This window comes from Bradyrhizobium sp. LMTR 3, assembly GCF_001693485.1.
GTDB lineage: Bacteria > Pseudomonadota > Alphaproteobacteria > Rhizobiales > Xanthobacteraceae > Bradyrhizobium.
In genome coordinates this window covers 90,154-107,188 of the sequence record NZ_MAXC01000009.1, presented here as the reverse complement: position 1 = coordinate 107,188, position 17,035 = coordinate 90,154, and the positions used below count along the sequence as shown (strand labels likewise).

The following is a 17,035-nucleotide window of genomic DNA, read 5'->3' as shown; positions in this document are numbered from 1 at the left end:
GGGCACGGCGCCGCGCGCCTTTGCCCACCCTACGATCGTTCCACCGGCGGGTAATATTGCGGCGCCTCAGTGCGTTCGAACATGCTGTAGTCGCGCATGACCTCGAAAATACGGAAGTACTCGGTTGTCCGATCGGCGAACAGTCTAGCGCCGAATTCGATGCCGGCTTGATCATTTGGCAGATCGATCAAGTGCGCGAAACGCCCCTCACGATAGACGCTTGCGAAAACGTCACGGCGCCATCCGGTCTCTGCCGAAAGCGTGGCGTTCTTCGATTCCGCCGCCAGCACATAAGTCGGCTTGCGCCTTGCGGGATCGTTGTAAGGCGTGCGCCGCTCGGGTTGCCAGATCGGCTGGCCGGGCTTTGCTTCGTGGATCACCTGGGCGACCCGGATGCGATAGTCCGAAAAGACCTTCTCGCGGCCGATTGTCTGGACATCGTGATGATGAGCATGGGCCCGCCACGCCGTCAGGGCCCCCTCGTCCTGCCATATCTGATACGACAGCAGCAGGTTCTCCCGTGTCAAACTCCTGAAACGATCGATGAAGAGGCAGCCGCCCATCGCCTCAAGCTCGGGCTTCAGCGAGGCCGCAAGATCGAGATATTGATCTCGGTGCCCGGGCCTTGTCTGGACTTCAAAGAACAGGCCAATCATCGACGTCCCTCCGCGTCCGGCGCGCAGACTTGCCGCAGCAGACTCAGCCTGCGCTGTTCAGCGTCAGCCGCAAGCCATCATAGGCCGGGATCACGCCCGGCGGCAGGCTCTGGCGCAATACCTCGTAGTCGAGGTCGGAATGCATATTGGTGATGACAGCCTGCTTCGGCTTGAAGCGCTCGATCCAGGACAGCGCGTCGTTGACGCTGAAATGGCTGGGATGCCCGGCGTAGCGCAGCCCGTCGACGATCCAGAGATCGAGGTTTCGCAACGCAGGCCAGCTCTCCTCGGGAATGTCGTGGAGATCGGGGGTGTAGGCGGCAGCCCCGATGCGGAATCCGAGCGCGGGGATCTTGCCGTGCTGAACCAGGAACGCAGAGAGTTTCAGCGGGCCGCCCCTCCCCTCGGTGGTGTGGCTCTCGCCGGCTTCGATGGAATGACGCGTCAGTATCGGCGGATAATCGCTGCCCTCAGGCGCGATGAAGCAGTACGAAAACCGCGCCATCATGTCTTTGGCGGTCGACTGATTGAAGTAGACGGGAATGCGGCGGCGCTGGTGCAGCACGACCGATCGGAGATCGTCGATGCCATGGGTCTGGTCGGCGTGCTCATGCGTCAGGAACACCGCGTCGATGTGGTCGACCTCCGCATCGATCAGTTGCTCGCGCAGATCGGGCGAAGTGTCGATTACGATCCGCGTCGTGCCGTGGGCGCCCGTGCGCTCGACCAGCAGGGAGCAACGGCGGCGGCGGTTCTTGGGATTGTTGGGATCGCAGGCGCCCCAGCCGAGCGCCGGGCGCGGCACGCCGGCGGAAGAACCACAGCCGAGGATCGTCAGCGTCAGCATCATGCCGCAACCTTCGGCGCCGGCACCTTGGAGAACAGGCGGAAGAAGTTTTCGGTCGTCTGCCGCGAAATCTCTTCCAGCGAGACGCCGCGCGTTTCCGCCAGCACCTTGGCGACTTCGACCACGTAAGACGGCTCGTTGCGTTTGCCGCGAAACTTGCCGGGCGCCAGATAGGGCGAGTCGGTTTCGACCATAATGCGGTCGGCCGGGAGTTCGGCGGCGAGCTCGCGCAAGGCTTCCGACTTCTTGAATGTCAAAATGCCGGTGAACGAGATCGACAGGCCCAGACCAATTGCCTTCATCGCCAGCTCGCGTCCGCCGGTGTAGCAATGGAGGACGGCTTTAAAAGGTCCCCTTGCCATTTCGTCTTCGAGAATGCGGCCGCAGTCCTCGTCGGCTTCGCGGGTGTGAATGACCAGCGGCAGGCCCGTGGCGCGCGCGGCCGCGATATGTGCGCGAAAGCCGCGCTCCTGCGCTTCGCGGGAGCCGTGCTCATAAAAATAATCAAGCCCCGCTTCCCCCAACGCCACGATCTTCGGATGCGTCGTCAGCTCGATCAGCTCACTGGCCGGAATGCCGTCTTCCTCATCGGCCTGATGCGGATGGGTGCCGACCGAGCAATAGACGTTGGGGAACCGCTCGGCGATCGCGAGCAGTCCGCCGAGCCGCTTCACCCGGGTCGAAATCGTGACGATACGACCGATCCCCGCGGCCTCGGCGCGCGCGACGATGGCGTCGAGGTCCTCGGCAAAATCCGGGAAGTCGAGATGGCAGTGGCTGTCGACGAGCATGGCTTGCAAACGGCTCAACCCACCTTTGGTTCGACATAGCGCGGAAATACGCCGACCGGCGGCGGCAGCGTCGTTCCCGGCTTAATCCGCGTGGCAAGCGCCGCGAAATCGCGCGCTTGTTTCTCGTTGGGAATGCCGAGGCTGTCCAGCAACTTGGCCGACGCATCCGGCATCACCGGCTGCGTCAGAATGGCGACCTGCCGCACCACCTCCGCCGTCACGTACAGCACGGTTTTCTGTCTGTCAGGATCGGTCTTGGCCAGCGCCCAGGGTGCCTCGCCCGCGAAATAGCGGTTGGCCTCCGCCACCACGGCCCACACCGTGTTCAGCCATTGATGTATCTGTTGCGTCGCCATCGCGGTGCGCGAGATTTCCAGCATGGCGTCGGCCTGCGCCAGGATCGCCTTGTCGTTATCGGTGAACTCGCAGGGCTCCGGCAGCACGCCACCAAGCTGCTTTGCGATCATCGACAGCGAGCGTTGCGCCAGATTGCCGAGATCGTTGGCGAGGTCGGCGTTGATGCGCGCGACGATGGCTTCGTGGTTGTAGTTGCCGTCCTGTCCGAACGGCACTTCTCGCAGGAAGAAATAGCGCATCTGGTCGACGCCATACTGATCGGCCAGGTTGAAGGGATCGACGACGTTGCCGACCGACTTTGACATCTTCTCGCCCCTGCTGAACAGGAAGCCGTGCGCGTAAACCCGCTTCTGCACGGGAATGCCGGCCGACATCAGGAACGCCGGCCAGTACACCGCGTGGAAGCGAATAATGTCCTTGCCGATGACGTGGACGTCCGCCGGCCAGTAGCGCCAATTCGGATCGCTCTCGTCGGGAAAGCCGACGCCGGTGATGTAGTTGGTCAGCGCATCGACCCAGACATACATCACATGCTGGGGATCGTTCGGCACCTTGACGCCCCAGTCGAACGTCGTGCGCGAAATCGACAGATCCTTCAGACCGCTCCTTACGAAACTGACGACCTCGTTGCGGCGTGAATCCGGGCCGATGAAATCCGGCTGGCTTTCGTAGAGCTGTAGCAAGCGGTCCTGATAGGCGGATAGCTTGAAGAAGTAGCTCTTCTCCTCGACCCACTCGACCGGCGAGCCCTGCGGGCCACGGCGCACATTGTCCTCGCCGAGGACGGTTTCCTCCTCGGCGTAATAGGCTTCGTCGCGCACCGAATACCAGCCGGAATAGGTGTCGATATAGATATCGCCATTCTGCTGCATCCGGTCCCAGACCACCTGAACCGAGCGATGATGGTCAGGCTCCGTGGTGCGGATGAAGCGGTCGAACGAGACGTTGAGGCGCTCGTCCATCTCCTTGAACCGGCCGGCATTGCGCGCGGCCAGCTCAGCGACGCCCATTCCTTCGGCTTCAGCGGTTTGCACCATCTTGAGGCCGTGCTCGTCGGTGCCGGTAAGGAAAAAGACGTCCTTGCCATTGAGCCGCTGAAACCGCGCGAGCGCATCGGTCGCAATCGCCTCATAGGCGTGGCCGATATGCGGAATACCGTTCGGATAGGCGATCGCGGTCGTGATGAAGTAGGTGTCGCGTTCGGCGGCCGCTGCCGGCCTGGCGACGGGAGCCGGCTTTGCGCGCGGCGCGGCGGGCTTCGGAATTTCTGCGACCGGCACCGCTTGAACGGCAGGGCTCGCTTCCTGCGGCGTTACCGCGCGCTTCTTCGACGGAGTTTTCGTAACGGATTTCTTCGCCGATCTTTTAACGGCTTTCTTGGCAGCTTTTTTGGTCGACTTCTTCGCCGCTTTCTTCGAAGCCTTCTTTGCGGCCTTTTTCGAAGCCTTGCCGCCCTTCTTCACGACGCGCTTGCTCTTCGTCGCACTTTTCCTGGCTGCACGCTTTTTCGCCGCCTTCTTGCTGGCGCGGGCGGGCAGCGCTTTACGAGCCTTCTTCGTCTTGCGCTTTCTTGAAGCTTTTTTTCCAGCCTTCGCCACCACGAATTCCTTTAGTTCAACACAACGATTGTCGAGATTATTGTCAGGCGGGTTGTTACCGCGTCGCGTCCGCGAGCATCCCGAACACCGAGAAAACCAGCGGTTTTCGCTCCAGATTGTACGCTTCGGTGTCGCGCGCGGCGCGGATGATCTTTTCCCATACCTCCGCCAGCCGTGCAAGGCGGGGCAGATTTGCATTGGCATCGCCAGTGCGCAGCTTTTCGCCGATCCAGCGATCGATGCCGTCGATGAAGGCAGCTAGCGCAACCCGGTCGCTGGTGCCCAGCGCATCGCCAAGTGCATGCAGCTCGCGCGGATCGACCTGCGGCAGCGTCGCCAGCAGCGCCGCGGTTCGCTGCTGCAGCTTCAACGCGTCACCGCCGAGCAGCGTCAGTGCGCGGGACACGCTCCCCTCCGAGGCATCGGCAGCTTCCGATAACGCGGCATCATTGGGTGCGATGTCGGCGGCTCGCGCCGCCGCGCGTACGACGTCGCCGGTCGCAAGCGGCCGCAGCGGCAGCTTGCGGCAGCGGGACAGGATCGTGGGCAGAGCCCGCGCCGGCGAATGGCTGACGAGCAGAAACAGCGATCGGTGCGGCGGCTCCTCGAGAATCTTGAGCAGCGCGTTGGCGGCGTTTGGATTGAGCTCGTCGACGGTGTCGACAATACATACGCGCCAACCGTCGATCGCCGCGGTCGAGCCGAAAAACGAAATCGTCTCCCGCGTCTCATCCACGGTGATGACCGTCCGCATCACGCCGCGATCGTTGAGGCCGCGCTCCAGGACCAACAGGCCACCATGGGCGCCGGCGGTGATCTGACGCGCGACCGGATCGTGAGGGTCGAGCGCCAGCGTCTCGGCGCGCTGCACCGAAGGCAGTAATGGATTGGGATTGGCAAGCACGAAGCGGGCCATGCGGTAGGCCAGCGTCGCCTTGCCGATTCCGTGCGGGCCGCCGATCAGCCAGGCATGCGGAATGCGCCCACTGCGATAGGCATTCAGCAAGGCCGTCTCCGCCTCGCGGTGACCGAACAGATCGGCCGTTTCGCGGGGATGTTTGACCGCCGTCTCCTGCTCGACCTTGCGCGCGCTCATGCCGTCCCCGCCGGGCTCGGGACAGCGAACACATGGTCGCGCAGCGCCGTCCAGACGCGGGCAGCAACCGTGTCGGCATCGGCGTTGGCGTCGATCAGCACGCAGCGCTGCGGGTCTTCGGCGGCGATTTGCCTGTAGGCGTTGCGCAGGTCCTGATGGAATTGCAGGTCTTCCGACTCGAACCGGTCAGGTACGCCGCTGCCGCGGCGAGCGGCCGCGCGCTGCAAACCAACTTCAACCGGGATGTCCAGAATGATGGTGAGGTCCGGCTTCAGATCACCGATGGTGACACGCTGCATGGCGTTGAGCACGAGCGGAGAGACCTGTCCCAGGCTGCCCTGGTAGGCGCGCGTCGAATCCGAGAAGCGGTCGCACAGCACCCATGTTCCCTGGCTAAGCGCGGGCTGGATGACGGTGCGAACGTGATCGTCGCGGGCTGCCGCAAACAGCAACGTCTCGGCGTCCGGTCCGAGCAGCTTGCCCATTCCCGACAGCACGAGATGCCGCATGATTTCAGCGCCCGGCGAGCCGCCCGGCTCGCGGGTGACGATGGTACGCAGCTTTGCCGCGGCAAGACGCTCGGCGAGTTTCTTGATCTGCGTGGACTTGCCCGAGCCCTCGCCGCCTTCAAACGTAATGAACTTCCCGCGTCCGGAAGGCCGCTGCAGCGTTGCCTGGGTCATGCTCAGAGCTTCTCTGCGCTCGCGCGGAATACGCCGATGACGAGCTCGCTGACCCCGTCGATTGCGCGACGCACGGTCGAACCGGTTCCGATCGCTTCAGCGGCATAGACCGGCGCCTCCACGGCGACATTGGTGCCGCGCCACACCTTGACGACGCCGACCGGCTGGCCGGTTTGGATCGGCGCCTGGACCGGGCCCTTGTAAACGATCCGCGCGATCAGTTTCTCACTGCCGTTCTTCGGCACCATCACCTTGATCGGCTCGGGGCTGGCAAGCTTCACCGAGCGGCTTTCGCCGCCAAACACCTTGGCGTAGCCGACCTGCTGGTTGGCCGCAAACAGCGTGCGCGTCTCGAAGTTACGAAAGCCCCATTCCAGCATCTTCTTGGCCTCTGAGGCACGATCGTCGGGATCATCCAGTCCGTTGATCGCGACAATCAGCCTCGTGTCGTTCTGCACGGCGGAGCCGACCATGCCGTAGCCGCCCTCCTTGGTGTAGCCGGTCTTCAGCCCGTCGGCGCCATTTAGCGAGTTCAGCAGCGGATTGCGGTTCTGCTGCCGGATCTTGTTCCAGGTGAATTCTCTCTCTCCGAACAATTTGTACATGTCGGGATAGGTCAGGATCAGGTGGCGGGCGAGTTTGGCCAGTTCGCGAACCGTCATCTTGTTCGCAGGGTCCGGCAGCCCGCTGGAGTTTCCGAAGGTCGATTTCGTCAGGCCGAGTTCGCGCGCCCGTTTGGTCATGAAGTCGGCGGCAAAAATTCGCTCGTTGCCGGCCATGCCTTCGGCAAGCGCCATGCAGGAATCGTTGCCGCTCTGGATGATCGCGCCCTTCAGCAGGTCGTCCACCGATACCTTGCTGTTGAGAATGGCAAACATGGTCGAGCCGCCGGCCGGCGCGCCGCCCTTGCGCCAGGCGTTCTCGCTGATCCGATATTCGTCTGTCGGTTTGACCTTGCCCTGCTTGATGGCATCGAACACCACCTCGACCGTCATCAGCTTCATCATGCTGGACGGCGCCCGCAACTCGTCGGCGTTCTTCTCGAACAGCACGCTGCCGCTGGACGCCTCGACCAGGATCGCGGTCGGCGCATCGCCGTCAAAGCCGCCATCATCCTTCTTCGGTGCGCCCTGCACGCTATTGTTGGCGGCATACACGATGCCGCCCCAGCCGACCGCGAGCGCGAAGACGGCGGCCATCACGCCGCGCCACGGGATGATGGCCGCCGTGTCGGATTTGCGGGAAACGGAAGTCTCTGCTGCCATCGGCGATGTCCTGAATCTGTGCGTTCTAACAGTTGGAAGTATCGCAAACAACACAGGTTTTTGGACTTGTGGCCGTGTCGATCTGATTGCGGCGCCGAACGAAGGAACGTATCGTTGCGATGCTGCAATTTCCGGACAAGATACGAAAAACAGGGCGGAAACGCGATGCCAACCTCACGCACTATTTCCGTCAACGGGCTCGACTTCTTTGTTGTCGAAAAGGGCCAGGGGCCGCTGGTGCTGCTCTGCCACGGCTGGCCCGAATTATCCTACTCCTGGCGGCACCAGATCGGAGCCATCGCGGAAGCCGGATTCCATGTCGTAGCCCCCGACATGCGCGGATTCGGCCGGACCAGCGCGCCCGCGGACGTCGGCGCCTACACCATCTTCCACAATGTCGGCGACATGGTTGCGCTGGTGGCGGCACTTGGCGAAAAGCAGGCCGTCATTGTCGGCCATGACTGGGGCGCGCCGGTCGCCTGGCACGCGGCGATGTTCCGGCCCGATATCTTTACCAAGGTGGCGGGCCTCAGTGTTCCGCCCCCCTCTCGCGGACGCGGCCTGCCGCTGGAGACCTTGCGAAACAACGGCATCACCAATTTCTACTGGCAGTATTTTCAGGCGCCGGGCGTGGCAGAGGCCGAATTCGAGCGCGATGTCGCAGCGACGATGCGAATCGTGCTGGCCGGACGCGGGTTCTCTGATCCGGCCGCCCACCAATTTGTTCAGGAGGGCAAGGGGTTTCTCGCTGGCGCCGATCCGAATCGGCCATTACCGAGCTGGCTGACCGAGGCCGACCTCGCCTATTTCGCGGCCGTCTATCAGGAGTCCGGCTTTCGCGGCGGGCTGAATTGGTATCGCAATATCGACCGCAATTGGGAACTGACCGCACCCTGGCAGGGCGCGCAAATCCACCAGCCGTCGCTGTTCATCGCGGGATCGAAGGATGGCGTCATCACCGGGCTGATCGGCGCCAAGCTGGTCAACGAGATGGAGCGGGTGCTGCCGAACTTGCGGAAAAAACTCATACTCGACGGGGCCGGTCACTGGATTCAGCAGGAGCGGCCTGATGAGGTCAACGCCGCCCTGATCGCCTTCCTGAAGGAGTAGCTATGTTCGACCCGTTTTCTTGACGCGAACCGGGCGCCGTCCACGGATCAAGTCCGAGGGCATGCTTCGCTTGAAAGCGCTATCTAGTACAGCCCTCGCCCGCTGAGGACTTCGCTCGGACCACGTGGATCGACCGGCAGGTAAGCCTGGCGTGGTGCCACATAGCTGGCCTCGTTCTCGTAGGACACGGCGCGCGGATTTTCCGTGGCGCGGCCACGCGTGCGGCTGGAAGCCGACATTTCCGAGGTCGCGTTGATCGAGGCATGGTCCGCCGAGGTATTGCCGAGGCTATAGGGCCGTCCCTCCGGCATCGGCACCTCACCCCGGATTCGGCCAGCGGACGATGGCATCTCGGGAACAAACGGACGGGCCGAAGCGACCCGGACTGTGGCCGGGGATGGCGCGGGCTCGCCGGTCCGCAGCGTCGCCAGGAGCTGGCGGTCGTCGGAACCCTCAAGCGGGGCCCGGCCGACATATTCAACCCGCACCCGAGCGACGCCATTTGCTTTGAAATCAAGCAGTTCGGCGGCCTTGTTCGAGACGTCGATGAGGCGGTTGCCATGGTACGGGCCGCGGTCGTTGACGCGCACGATCAGCGACTTGCCGTTCCGGACATTGGTGACGCGGGCGTAGCTCGGGATCGGCAGGGTCGGATGGGCCGCCGTCAGCGAGGTCATATCGAAAACCTCGCCATTGGCGGTCAGCCGGCCGTGGAAATCGTCGCCATACCAGGAAGCCATTCCTTCGGCGCGATAGTTCGGGTCCTCTTCTGGCACGTAGACCCGGCCCGCGACGGTGTAGGGCTTGCCGATACGGTAAGTTCCCCCGCCCTTCGGCACGGGCTCTCCGAACGCCACCACGCGAGGGCTCGAGGAGACGCCATATTTGGGATCGATCCGCCTGGCGAATTTGTCCGACGAGGCGCAATTGGCAACGACAAGGCATGTTGCCATGGCAACAGTACCGCGAACTGCCAGAGCGATTGTTGTTGGCCGTCGAATCCCCATCACCCCAGGTACCATTTCTAGCGGCCGTCGAAGCGTTGCGGCCTTACCCCACGATGCGGCCCACCTCCGCATCACATGGTGAAGATATCGCAACCGGAACACGGCGGAAATGGGGTCTGGTCCCGCGTGGTGAATGAATGGTTGCTTCGCGCGTCCGTCGAACTACGGCGCAGCGCCTCGATTCACACTGTATGCGTCCTTCGTCATAGCCTTCCTGTGCCGCTTTCAGACAATCTGTTGCATCAAATCATCACTCACGACCGATATGCGATTCTGGCCCGTGAATCTTTTTGACTGTGCAACGATGCAGTCGTTTTGTGCGTTGCAGGGGCGCAAAGGATTTGTGCGATGATCGAGACAGTAACAGCGTTGATGGGCCTGGTGAGCGCAGGCATTTTCCTTGCTCATGCGTTCGAAGGCTATCGTTCCAGAGCGTGAGTTTTGAAGGCCGGCGGCGGTAGCCGCCCGGGCTCTTCAGAGAGAAATGGCTCGGTAGTTCCGATCGGGGATTCGGAAAAGGTTCAGTAAGTTCGGGCGAGCATCTGGTGTGGTAGGTATTTGATGCGCAACCACGACATTGTCTCCAACGGATTTCTTGCGCTGACGACTGCCAGCTTCGTGCTGCTGTGCTCCAGCCTGCTGGCCATTGTGTTCGGTTAAGCAGTACACGAACCAATTGCGGCAACGGTGCCGGGACGATGCGATCCCGGCAAGAATTGGCAAGCGGCTGTATTGCGGCTGATGCCGCCATCCCGCCCATGATTTCCTGGCGCGTGTGAAGTGCTCCATACAACGTGGGATGACTGTTGGTCTTGCCGAACGGGACGGCAAGCGCTTCGTCGCCCTTCCCGGCTTGGGCGTCGCCAAATCCAAATTTCTTCTCTTGTGTTTTCACCGTCGCATCGGCTAAGCGCTTGATCGTAAAGGCAAGGAAGGGTGGCCGAGTGGTTTAAGGCACCGGTCTTGAAAACCGGCGTGCCTGCAAGGGTACCGTGGGTTCGAATCCCACCCCTTCCGCCAATTTGGCGTTTGTCCGGCCCGGAGACATGGGTAACGGAACGTACCTAAGACATGGGTGACAACCTCGTGCCGAACGGGTTGTCGAGGGGCTGCAAGGTTTTCTGCTCCAGGTCGAAGTATCCCAAATCATGAAGCTGGCGAGCCAAATGCCCTCGTCGACCTCCTTGATGCCCAGTCTCTGACCTGCCAGCACGGTGGAGATGTTGATCCTTTTTCGGTGCAAGCAGAGGCGGCCGCAGGCGGTGACGAGCACGTCGCGATCGTGGAACGGATAAGACAGTTCGGGCAATCCGTCGTAGCGGCGTGGCACTTCATGTCGAGCGCCTCGTGCGGCCGTTCAGTGTTGAACTCACCCACGAAGGCATCGAAGCGATCCTGCTGCTGCAGGCTGTTGAAGCCCGGCGGCCGTGTTGCTTCTTTTTTGAGGGTGAGGTGCATGCGCTCGTGGCGGCCGTTCTGCTGCGGATGACCCGGCTTGATGCGTTCGATGGCGATGCCGAGCCGAAGCCACCAGACCGACAGCTTTGACAAATTGAACAGGGCATTGGGACTGGCAAAGGGCACGCCGTTGTCGGAGCGAATGGCCAAGGGCAAGCCGTGCTCGCAGAACAGCCGCTCAAAGGCGATGCAGGCCGTGTCCTCGCGGGTCGAACCGAGGGCTTCGCAGAGAAGCAGATAGCGGGACGCATGGTCTGTCACGGTCAGCGGGTAACAATACCGGCCATTGCCGAGCTTGAACTCGCTTTTGAAGTCGGCACACCACAGATCATTGGGCGCCACGCCCTTGGAGAGAGGCGTGCCGCGCGCGGTGGCGCGGCCCGCCGGCGCGCTTGACCAAGGCCGGCGTCGCCGCCGGCCCTCAGGGCTCGCCGAGTTGGCTCCCCAGCGAGGTGGGTTCGGGTTCGCGCCCGGATACACCTTCGGAGCTTGCCCCATCGTTGCCTGCCCGGCAACGGCAAGCCGTCATGTACAACTGTGGATCGCGGGCCAAGAACAAGCTACCCGTCGTGTCCTGGTCCTTGCGCTTTGAGGAGCCTATCCCTGTGTCGGGCGGCCGGCAGCTCGTCACGCTTCGAGACGCGATCAGGCACTTCAGCAAGACCGTCCCGACGACGGTCTGGATATATGTCGATACCAGCAAGGAAGTCGGCGACGTTGATCACCTCAAGGTCTTTGCGAGCCAAGATGTTGCCGAAGCCCGGTTTAAGGAGAACGATCCTGAGGGCGTGGCGTTCGAGTATGAGGTCCTCGAATGAAAGGGCCGCCACTGGGGCGGCCTTAGCTCTAGATAGGGGGCCTCAGCCCGGGGGATGAAAGCCACTCGTTGATGTGATTTGCTGTATCCATCAGACGCGCCCGGCGCATGAGGTCATCACGTTCTCGACCTGGCGGCAGCTTGTTCGCTCGTTCCTCTAGATCTTTCGCGACTTGCAAGACCCGCTCTTCAAGAGCGGGACGATTCGCGCGCTCTTCCTCCGAAAACCGATTCCTGCGTTTGATGGGGGTCGATTGGCCCATTCTGGTTCCTCCCGTTGATGGAGGGGTAACGACCGGGACCGATCTTTGATCCTAATCCACCCGGGTACTGGCCGAAATAGGCCACTGGAACTCTCAAATTGAGCCACCCGGAACAAACCCTGGTCGGGAAAATTAGGCAATGATTAGGAGGGACTTTACGGCCCCAGTGTGCACATCCCCCGAAGCATGGGGGCCGTTTCTTGCTGACTGCGCGCGCCTCTATCTATTGCCCGGGGCGCGCATTCAACGGCCCCAGTGTTTCCTCCCCGACGCGCTGGGGCCGTTCTTTGACACCTGCAGCAAGGCCCGAGAGCGGCATCAATGCAGCCCGAACACGACGTGTCGATCCCCGACCAGCGCAAGCACGGCGAAGGTGCCATTGACGTGCCTGAGGTACGCGAGGCTATCAAACGTATTATGAAGGGCGGAGAGGCTGCCTTCAGCCTGCGGAGAGAGAAGTATAGTTTCTACAACTAGCGACCGGCTCGCCGGTCGCATGGAGTCGTGCAGGTCCAAAAGAAGCAGCGTCTGCAATAGCGAATAGAGTCGCTTCTTGCTGGAAAGTCCCCGTGACTTCAGTGAGTTCTGGCCAGCGTTCAAGTTTCCATTTGGAGGGCTATAGCGTAAAGGTAGTTCTCCATTCCGTCGCTCTCCGCCCGCCAAAATATTATCCGACGGACTGATTTTGCTTGATCTTAAAATTCGCAGTCGAAGGCGCCGGCTCCTCCGAAACCGGCTCGTCATCGGCGATCGCGCGCCAGCCTGCCCCTTCGAGGTCGTCGTACTGGCCATTCTTGAGCGACCAGAGGAAACCCATCAGGCCGATGGCGCCGAGCGTGAGTGCCAGCGGCACGAGGAATACCAAAACTTCCATCAGCAAAACTCCCTGGCGCCGCGATGCGCGCGCAGCGCATTCAAGATCACCAGCAGCGACGAACCCGACATGGCGGCGGCAGCGACCAGCGGCGTGGCGAGGCCTGCGATTGCGAGCGGTACGGCAAACAGGTTGTAGCCTGCTGCCAGCCAAAGATTCTGCCGCATCAACCGCAGCGCTTTCCGCGCGAAGCCGATGGCCGCGACGACCGGTGCAAGGCGATCGCCGAGGAACACCAGATCGGCGGTCGACTGGCTCAGATGGGTCGCGCTGACCGGCGACATCGAGACGTGCGCGGCTGCGAGCGCCGGCGCGTCGTTCATGCCATCGCCGACCATCAGGACGTTGACGCCCTGCCGCTTCAATTCCTCGATGCGGGCAATCTTGTCCGCCGGCGTCACGCCCGAGCGCCATTCGTGAATGCCGAGCTGTTCGGCCGCATGGCGTACGGCTGGCTCGCGATCGCCGGACAGAATCTCGACTTCGATCCCGGTCCTGAGAAGCGTGGCAATGGCGGCAGCCGCATCGGGGCGCAGGCGCTGGCGCACGGCGAAGACGTGCCGCGTCTCGCCGTGACGGAAGGCTACGACGGATGCCTCGGGATCTCGGCACAGGATTTCGTTGGCGATCTGGTCCGCGCCGCAGAACGACGGCCGGCCCAGCCGGATTTCGAGTCCGTTGACGAAGCCGCGGACGCCTTGGCCTGCCACCTCCTCGATCCCGGCCAATGGCGTCCTCGCTCCGGACGCCCGGGCCACGGCGGCCGCGACCGGATGATGGCTGGCAAGCGCCAGACGCCCGGCGAGTTCGAACACGTCTTTCGGCACATCGACGGCATTGGTGACATCGAGCTCCGGCAAGGTCAGCGTTCCCGTCTTGTCGAACACCACACGATCGACTTCGGCCAGCCGCTCGATGGCATCGCCCGAATTGAGCAGCACGCCGGTTCGGAACATGGCGCCGGACACGACGGTCTGTACCGCCGGAATTGCCAACCCCAACGCACAGGGACAGGTGATGATGAGAACCGAGATCGCGGTGACGATGGCATCGTGCCAGGTGGCGCCCACCGCCGCCCAGCCGAGCATGGTGAGGAGCGCGGCGGCGTGCACGACCGGGGCATAGAGCCGAGACGCACGGTCGGCGAGTTGCACGTAGCGGGAGCGCGCCTGCACGGCATTGTCGAGCAGCCGGCTGATCTCCGCCAGCAACGTGCCTTCGGACGCCGCCGATACCCGAACCCGCAAGGCGCCGGACAGATTGAGCGTGCCCGCATAGACGGGAGTGCCCGGCCCCGCCTTCGCGGGCAAGGTTTCGCCCGTGATCAGGCTCTGGTCGATCTTGGACTGCCCCTCGATCACGGCGCCGTCGACGGCAGAGCGCTCGCCCGGACGCAACAGGACGACGTCGCCAGTCCGCACCGCCGCGATTGGCACGACGCTGATTTCGTCGGCGCTGACGAACTTGGTTGCCGTTTCCGCCTTCAGTGCGGCGAGGTTTCCGGCGACCGCCCGCGTCTTCCGGCGCATGCTTTGATCGAGGTAGCGGCCGGCTAGCAGGAAGGCGAGCAGCATCAGCGCGGCGTCGAAATAGGCATGTTCGGCGTGGTGGATCGTTTCCATCACCGACATGGCGAGCGCCAGCACGATGCCGATGCTGATCGGCACATCCATGTTGGTGCGTCGCGCGCGCAAAGCCTGCCAGGCGGAGCGGAAGAACGGCTGCCCCGAATAGGCCGCCGCGGGCAAGGCAATCAGCGCCGACAGCCAGTGGAAGAAATCGCGCTGTTCCGGGATCATGTCGCTGACATTGCCGGACCACACCGGAATCGACAGCATCATGATGTTCATCGCAGCAAAGGCGGCGACGCCGAGGCAGCGCAGCAGAAAGCTCGCCTGCTCCGTCTCGACGGCTTCGGCGCGCACCGGCTCGAACGGATAGGCCTTGTAGCCAAGCTCGGCCAACCTATCGATGAAGCGGGCCGGGTCGAGCGTACCCTCCTTCCATTCCAGCGCCACGCGACGGTCGGTCAAGTTGACACGCGCCAGCGTCACGTCCGGAAGCGCGGAAAGGCCGCGCTCGATTTTCGACATGCAGCCGGCGCAATTGACGCCTTCCACCGCCAGATCGATATGCGACAGCCCCGAGCCTAGATGCCGGACATAATGTGAAAAGTCTCGCGTCGCCTGCATGATGCGGTCTCTTTGTGCTCTAGTTCAACAACACGCGGTTCCTGGACAGAAACAGCCGCTGTCCCGATGCGACGCCCTCGAGCACCAGATCCCATTGGCCCGGCGCAATGGCTTCCGCGGTCCCGCGATAGATGCCGATTCCCACTTCCGCGAGCGCAACGAGCTGATCGGCCCGCCGGTCGGTCGGCCGCTCGAACCGGCCCTGGAATTTCACGCCGGACATCGGCCGGCCGAAATTGTCGCGCGCCTCGACCTGCAGCGTCGCGCCACCCTGCCCGCTGCGTTCGACATGGGCATCGACCTTCCAGTTGCGCGCGCTCTGCGCTTGGGCGGTGGCGATCTCCTTTTGATAAGCGAGGCTGGCGCTGTAGGCGCTGTCGACCTCGGTGCCGGGCAAGGTCTGGATGGCAAGCCGTATCATGACGACGTTCACGCCGATCACGACGCCGAAGAACGCCAGCATCATGAAGAACACCATCCGCCCGGTGATTGGCGTTTGCTGTTGCGCACGGCTCATGTCAATGCTCCTCAGGGACATCATGGCGACACGAAATGGTCGGTGGCGGAGGCGACCTCGCCGAGCCCGATATCGGTGACGCGGAAATGCACCGGCACGGATTTTTCGGGATTGTTCTCCGCAGGCGCCGTCACCAAGAGCCGCAGCTCGGTCGTCGTGTCGCGTGCCAGGATGATCATGGGCCGATCCTGCGTCACGGAATCGGCGCCGACGACGTGAAGCGTGGCGTTGACGGGACCATCCGCGTCGATCGCGATAACGCGGTCGAAGCCCCGCTTGTTCAGCAGCCGGACAGTGTAGGCATTGCGGATCGATCCATCGGAGAGTTTTACCGCGACCGGGTTGCGGTCATGCAGCACGTTGATGTCGAGCAGCGACCGCGTCAGCAGCGCGTAGAGCATCACCGCACCGACTGCAGCGATCATGGCGGCATAGGTAATGGTGCGCGGCCGTACGATCCGATAGATCGGCGGCTTGCCTTCCTGTCGCCGGTGAATGTTGATGTCATTGTCGTAGCCGATGAGGCGGGTGTCCCGGCCGATCCTGGTCATCACCGTGTCGCAGGCATCGATGCACAGGCCGCACTGGATGCAGTCGAGTTGTGGGCCGTTTCGGATATCGATGCCGGTTGGGCAGACGGCTACGCATTGATAGCAATCGATGCAATCGCCGACCGGCTGGCCGAGCGCGCGCAACTCGCTCGCCTTCTTCAGCGATGTGCGCGCTTCGCCGCGATCGTATTTGTAGGTGACGTTGAGCGCCCATTCGTCGGTGAGCGCGGCCTGAATGCGCGGCCACGGGCACATATAGACGCAGACCTGCTCGCGCATCCAACCGGCGAAGATGTAGGTCGTCGCCGTGAGGATGCCGATCCAGATATAGGCGATCATCGGCGCCTGGAACGTGAGAAGCTGCCACACCAGCGTCGGGGCATCAGTGAAATAGAGCACCCAGGCGCCGCCGGTCCACCAGGCGATCATCAGCCAGATCGAATGCTTCAGTGCGATTTCGCCGGCACGCCGGAATGTGACGGTGCCCTTGGCGGCATCCTTGCGCATTCGCTCACGCCGGTCGCCCTCGACCCACCGCTCAACGGCATAGAACAGGTCGGTCCAGACCGTCTGCGGGCAGAGATAGCCGCACCAGATGCGGCCGCCGACCGCGTTCATCAGAAACAGCGTTAGCGCCGCAACGATCAACAGGCCGGTGAAATAATAGACTTCCTGCGGCCAAAGCTCGATGAAGAAGAAATAGAATCGGCTGTTCGGCAGATCGACCAGCACCGCCTGGTCTGGCGCACCCAAACCGCGATTCCAGCGCGCGAACGGCAGCAGGTAATAGACCCCGAGGCAGAACGCCATCAGGCCCCATTTGGTCCGGCGGAATGTTCCGGAAACGCTCTGCGGATAGACTTTCTTGCGGGCCGCGTAAAGCGGCCCGTCGTCGTCAAACTGCAGGTCGGTGGGATTCACGGTTTTGTTCATCGCTGGGTTGATCTCGCCTC

The 17,035-nt window shown here is 62.6% G+C and carries 15 protein-coding genes, 1 tRNA gene and 1 pseudogene; 4 read left to right on the top strand and 13 right to left on the bottom strand.

The genetic code is table 11. The annotated features are described in order from the left end of the window. Positions 1-29: 29 nt before the first annotated feature. The 7 genes from LMTR3_RS08060 to LMTR3_RS08030 are packed head-to-tail and all read right to left on the bottom strand — an operon-like array spanning position 30 to position 7,227. Positions 30-656, bottom strand: a complete 627-nt coding sequence (locus tag LMTR3_RS08060; RefSeq protein ID WP_065744555.1) for an antibiotic biosynthesis monooxygenase family protein — start codon at positions 654-656, stop codon at positions 30-32. Positions 657-699: 43 nt separating this feature from the next. Further along, positions 700-1,506: an MBL fold metallo-hydrolase gene (locus LMTR3_RS08055; protein ID WP_065744554.1), complete on the bottom strand. Its 807-nt coding sequence runs from the start codon at positions 1,504-1,506 to the stop codon at positions 700-702. Next, entirely contained in the window at positions 1,503-2,294 is a 792-nt protein-coding gene (locus LMTR3_RS08050; RefSeq protein WP_065744553.1) for a TatD family hydrolase, read from the bottom strand. The genes LMTR3_RS08055 and LMTR3_RS08050 overlap by 4 nt, the downstream gene beginning before the upstream one ends. A 14-nt stretch (positions 2,295-2,308) precedes the next feature. After that, a complete protein-coding gene (metG, locus tag LMTR3_RS08045) occupies positions 2,309-4,252 on the bottom strand; it encodes a methionine--tRNA ligase (RefSeq protein WP_084029479.1) in 1,944 nt (647 codons plus the stop codon). Positions 4,253-4,304: 52 nt separating this feature from the next. After that, positions 4,305-5,345, bottom strand: coding sequence for a DNA polymerase III subunit delta' (locus tag LMTR3_RS08040; RefSeq protein ID WP_065744552.1), 1,041 nt, complete (start codon positions 5,343-5,345; stop codon positions 4,305-4,307). Then, entirely contained in the window at positions 5,342-6,028 is a 687-nt protein-coding gene (tmk, locus tag LMTR3_RS08035) for a dTMP kinase (RefSeq protein WP_057847628.1), read from the bottom strand. Before tmk ends, LMTR3_RS08040 begins: the two co-directional genes overlap by 4 nt. Before the next feature lie 2 nt (positions 6,029-6,030). Further along, the gene (locus LMTR3_RS08030; protein WP_349643793.1) at positions 6,031-7,227 is read right to left on the bottom strand and encodes a D-alanyl-D-alanine carboxypeptidase family protein; all 1,197 of its coding nucleotides are present in this window, start codon (positions 7,225-7,227) and stop codon (positions 6,031-6,033) included. A gap of 231 nt (positions 7,228-7,458) precedes the next feature. Between LMTR3_RS08030 and LMTR3_RS08025 the strand changes: the two genes are divergently transcribed. Further along, positions 7,459-8,403 carry an alpha/beta fold hydrolase gene (locus LMTR3_RS08025; RefSeq protein WP_065744550.1) on the top strand — a complete coding sequence of 315 codons (945 nt, stop codon included), beginning with the start codon at positions 7,459-7,461 and terminating at the stop codon, positions 8,401-8,403. Between the two features lie 83 nt (positions 8,404-8,486). Here the strand turns inward: LMTR3_RS08025 and LMTR3_RS08020 are convergent, their stop codons facing one another. Next, positions 8,487-9,410 carry a septal ring lytic transglycosylase RlpA family protein gene (locus LMTR3_RS08020; RefSeq protein ID WP_084029478.1) on the bottom strand — a complete coding sequence of 308 codons (924 nt, stop codon included), beginning with the start codon at positions 9,408-9,410 and terminating at the stop codon, positions 8,487-8,489. A 930-nt stretch (positions 9,411-10,340) separates the two neighbouring features. Between LMTR3_RS08020 and LMTR3_RS08015 the strand changes: the two genes are divergently transcribed. After that, a tRNA-Ser gene (locus tag LMTR3_RS08015) sits at positions 10,341-10,430 on the top strand. A 44-nt stretch (positions 10,431-10,474) separates the two neighbouring features. Here the strand turns inward: LMTR3_RS08015 and LMTR3_RS39070 are convergent. Continuing rightward, positions 10,475-11,246: pseudogene (locus LMTR3_RS39070) on the bottom strand (integrase core domain-containing protein); the annotation flags it as partial. 149 nt (positions 11,247-11,395) lie between these two features. Here LMTR3_RS39070 and LMTR3_RS08005 point away from each other — a divergent pair. Continuing rightward, positions 11,396-11,686 carry a hypothetical protein gene (locus LMTR3_RS08005; protein ID WP_084029477.1) on the top strand — a complete coding sequence of 97 codons (291 nt, stop codon included), beginning with the start codon at positions 11,396-11,398 and terminating at the stop codon, positions 11,684-11,686. Positions 11,687-12,269: 583 nt separating this feature from the next. After that, positions 12,270-12,425, top strand: coding sequence for a hypothetical protein (locus LMTR3_RS38355; protein ID WP_176721837.1), 156 nt, complete (start codon positions 12,270-12,272; stop codon positions 12,423-12,425). Between the two features lie 190 nt (positions 12,426-12,615). Here LMTR3_RS38355 and ccoS read toward each other — a convergent pair whose 3' ends face one another. The 4 genes from ccoS to ccoG are packed head-to-tail and all read right to left on the bottom strand — an operon-like array spanning position 12,616 to position 17,015. Further along, a complete protein-coding gene (ccoS, locus tag LMTR3_RS08000; RefSeq protein ID WP_065744547.1) occupies positions 12,616-12,822 on the bottom strand; it encodes a cbb3-type cytochrome oxidase assembly protein CcoS in 207 nt (68 codons plus the stop codon). After that, complete coding sequence (locus LMTR3_RS07995; protein ID WP_065744546.1) at positions 12,822-15,014, bottom strand: heavy metal translocating P-type ATPase; 2,193 nt, start codon at positions 15,012-15,014, stop codon at positions 12,822-12,824. The genes ccoS and LMTR3_RS07995 overlap by 1 nt, the downstream gene beginning before the upstream one ends. Before the next feature lie 19 nt (positions 15,015-15,033). After that, positions 15,034-15,531 carry a FixH family protein gene (locus tag LMTR3_RS07990; RefSeq protein WP_084029475.1) on the bottom strand — a complete coding sequence of 166 codons (498 nt, stop codon included), beginning with the start codon at positions 15,529-15,531 and terminating at the stop codon, positions 15,034-15,036. Positions 15,532-15,551: 20 nt separating this feature from the next. Next, positions 15,552-17,015, bottom strand: coding sequence for a cytochrome c oxidase accessory protein CcoG (gene ccoG / locus LMTR3_RS07985; protein WP_065744545.1), 1,464 nt, complete (start codon positions 17,013-17,015; stop codon positions 15,552-15,554). Positions 17,016-17,035 lie beyond the last annotated feature (20 nt).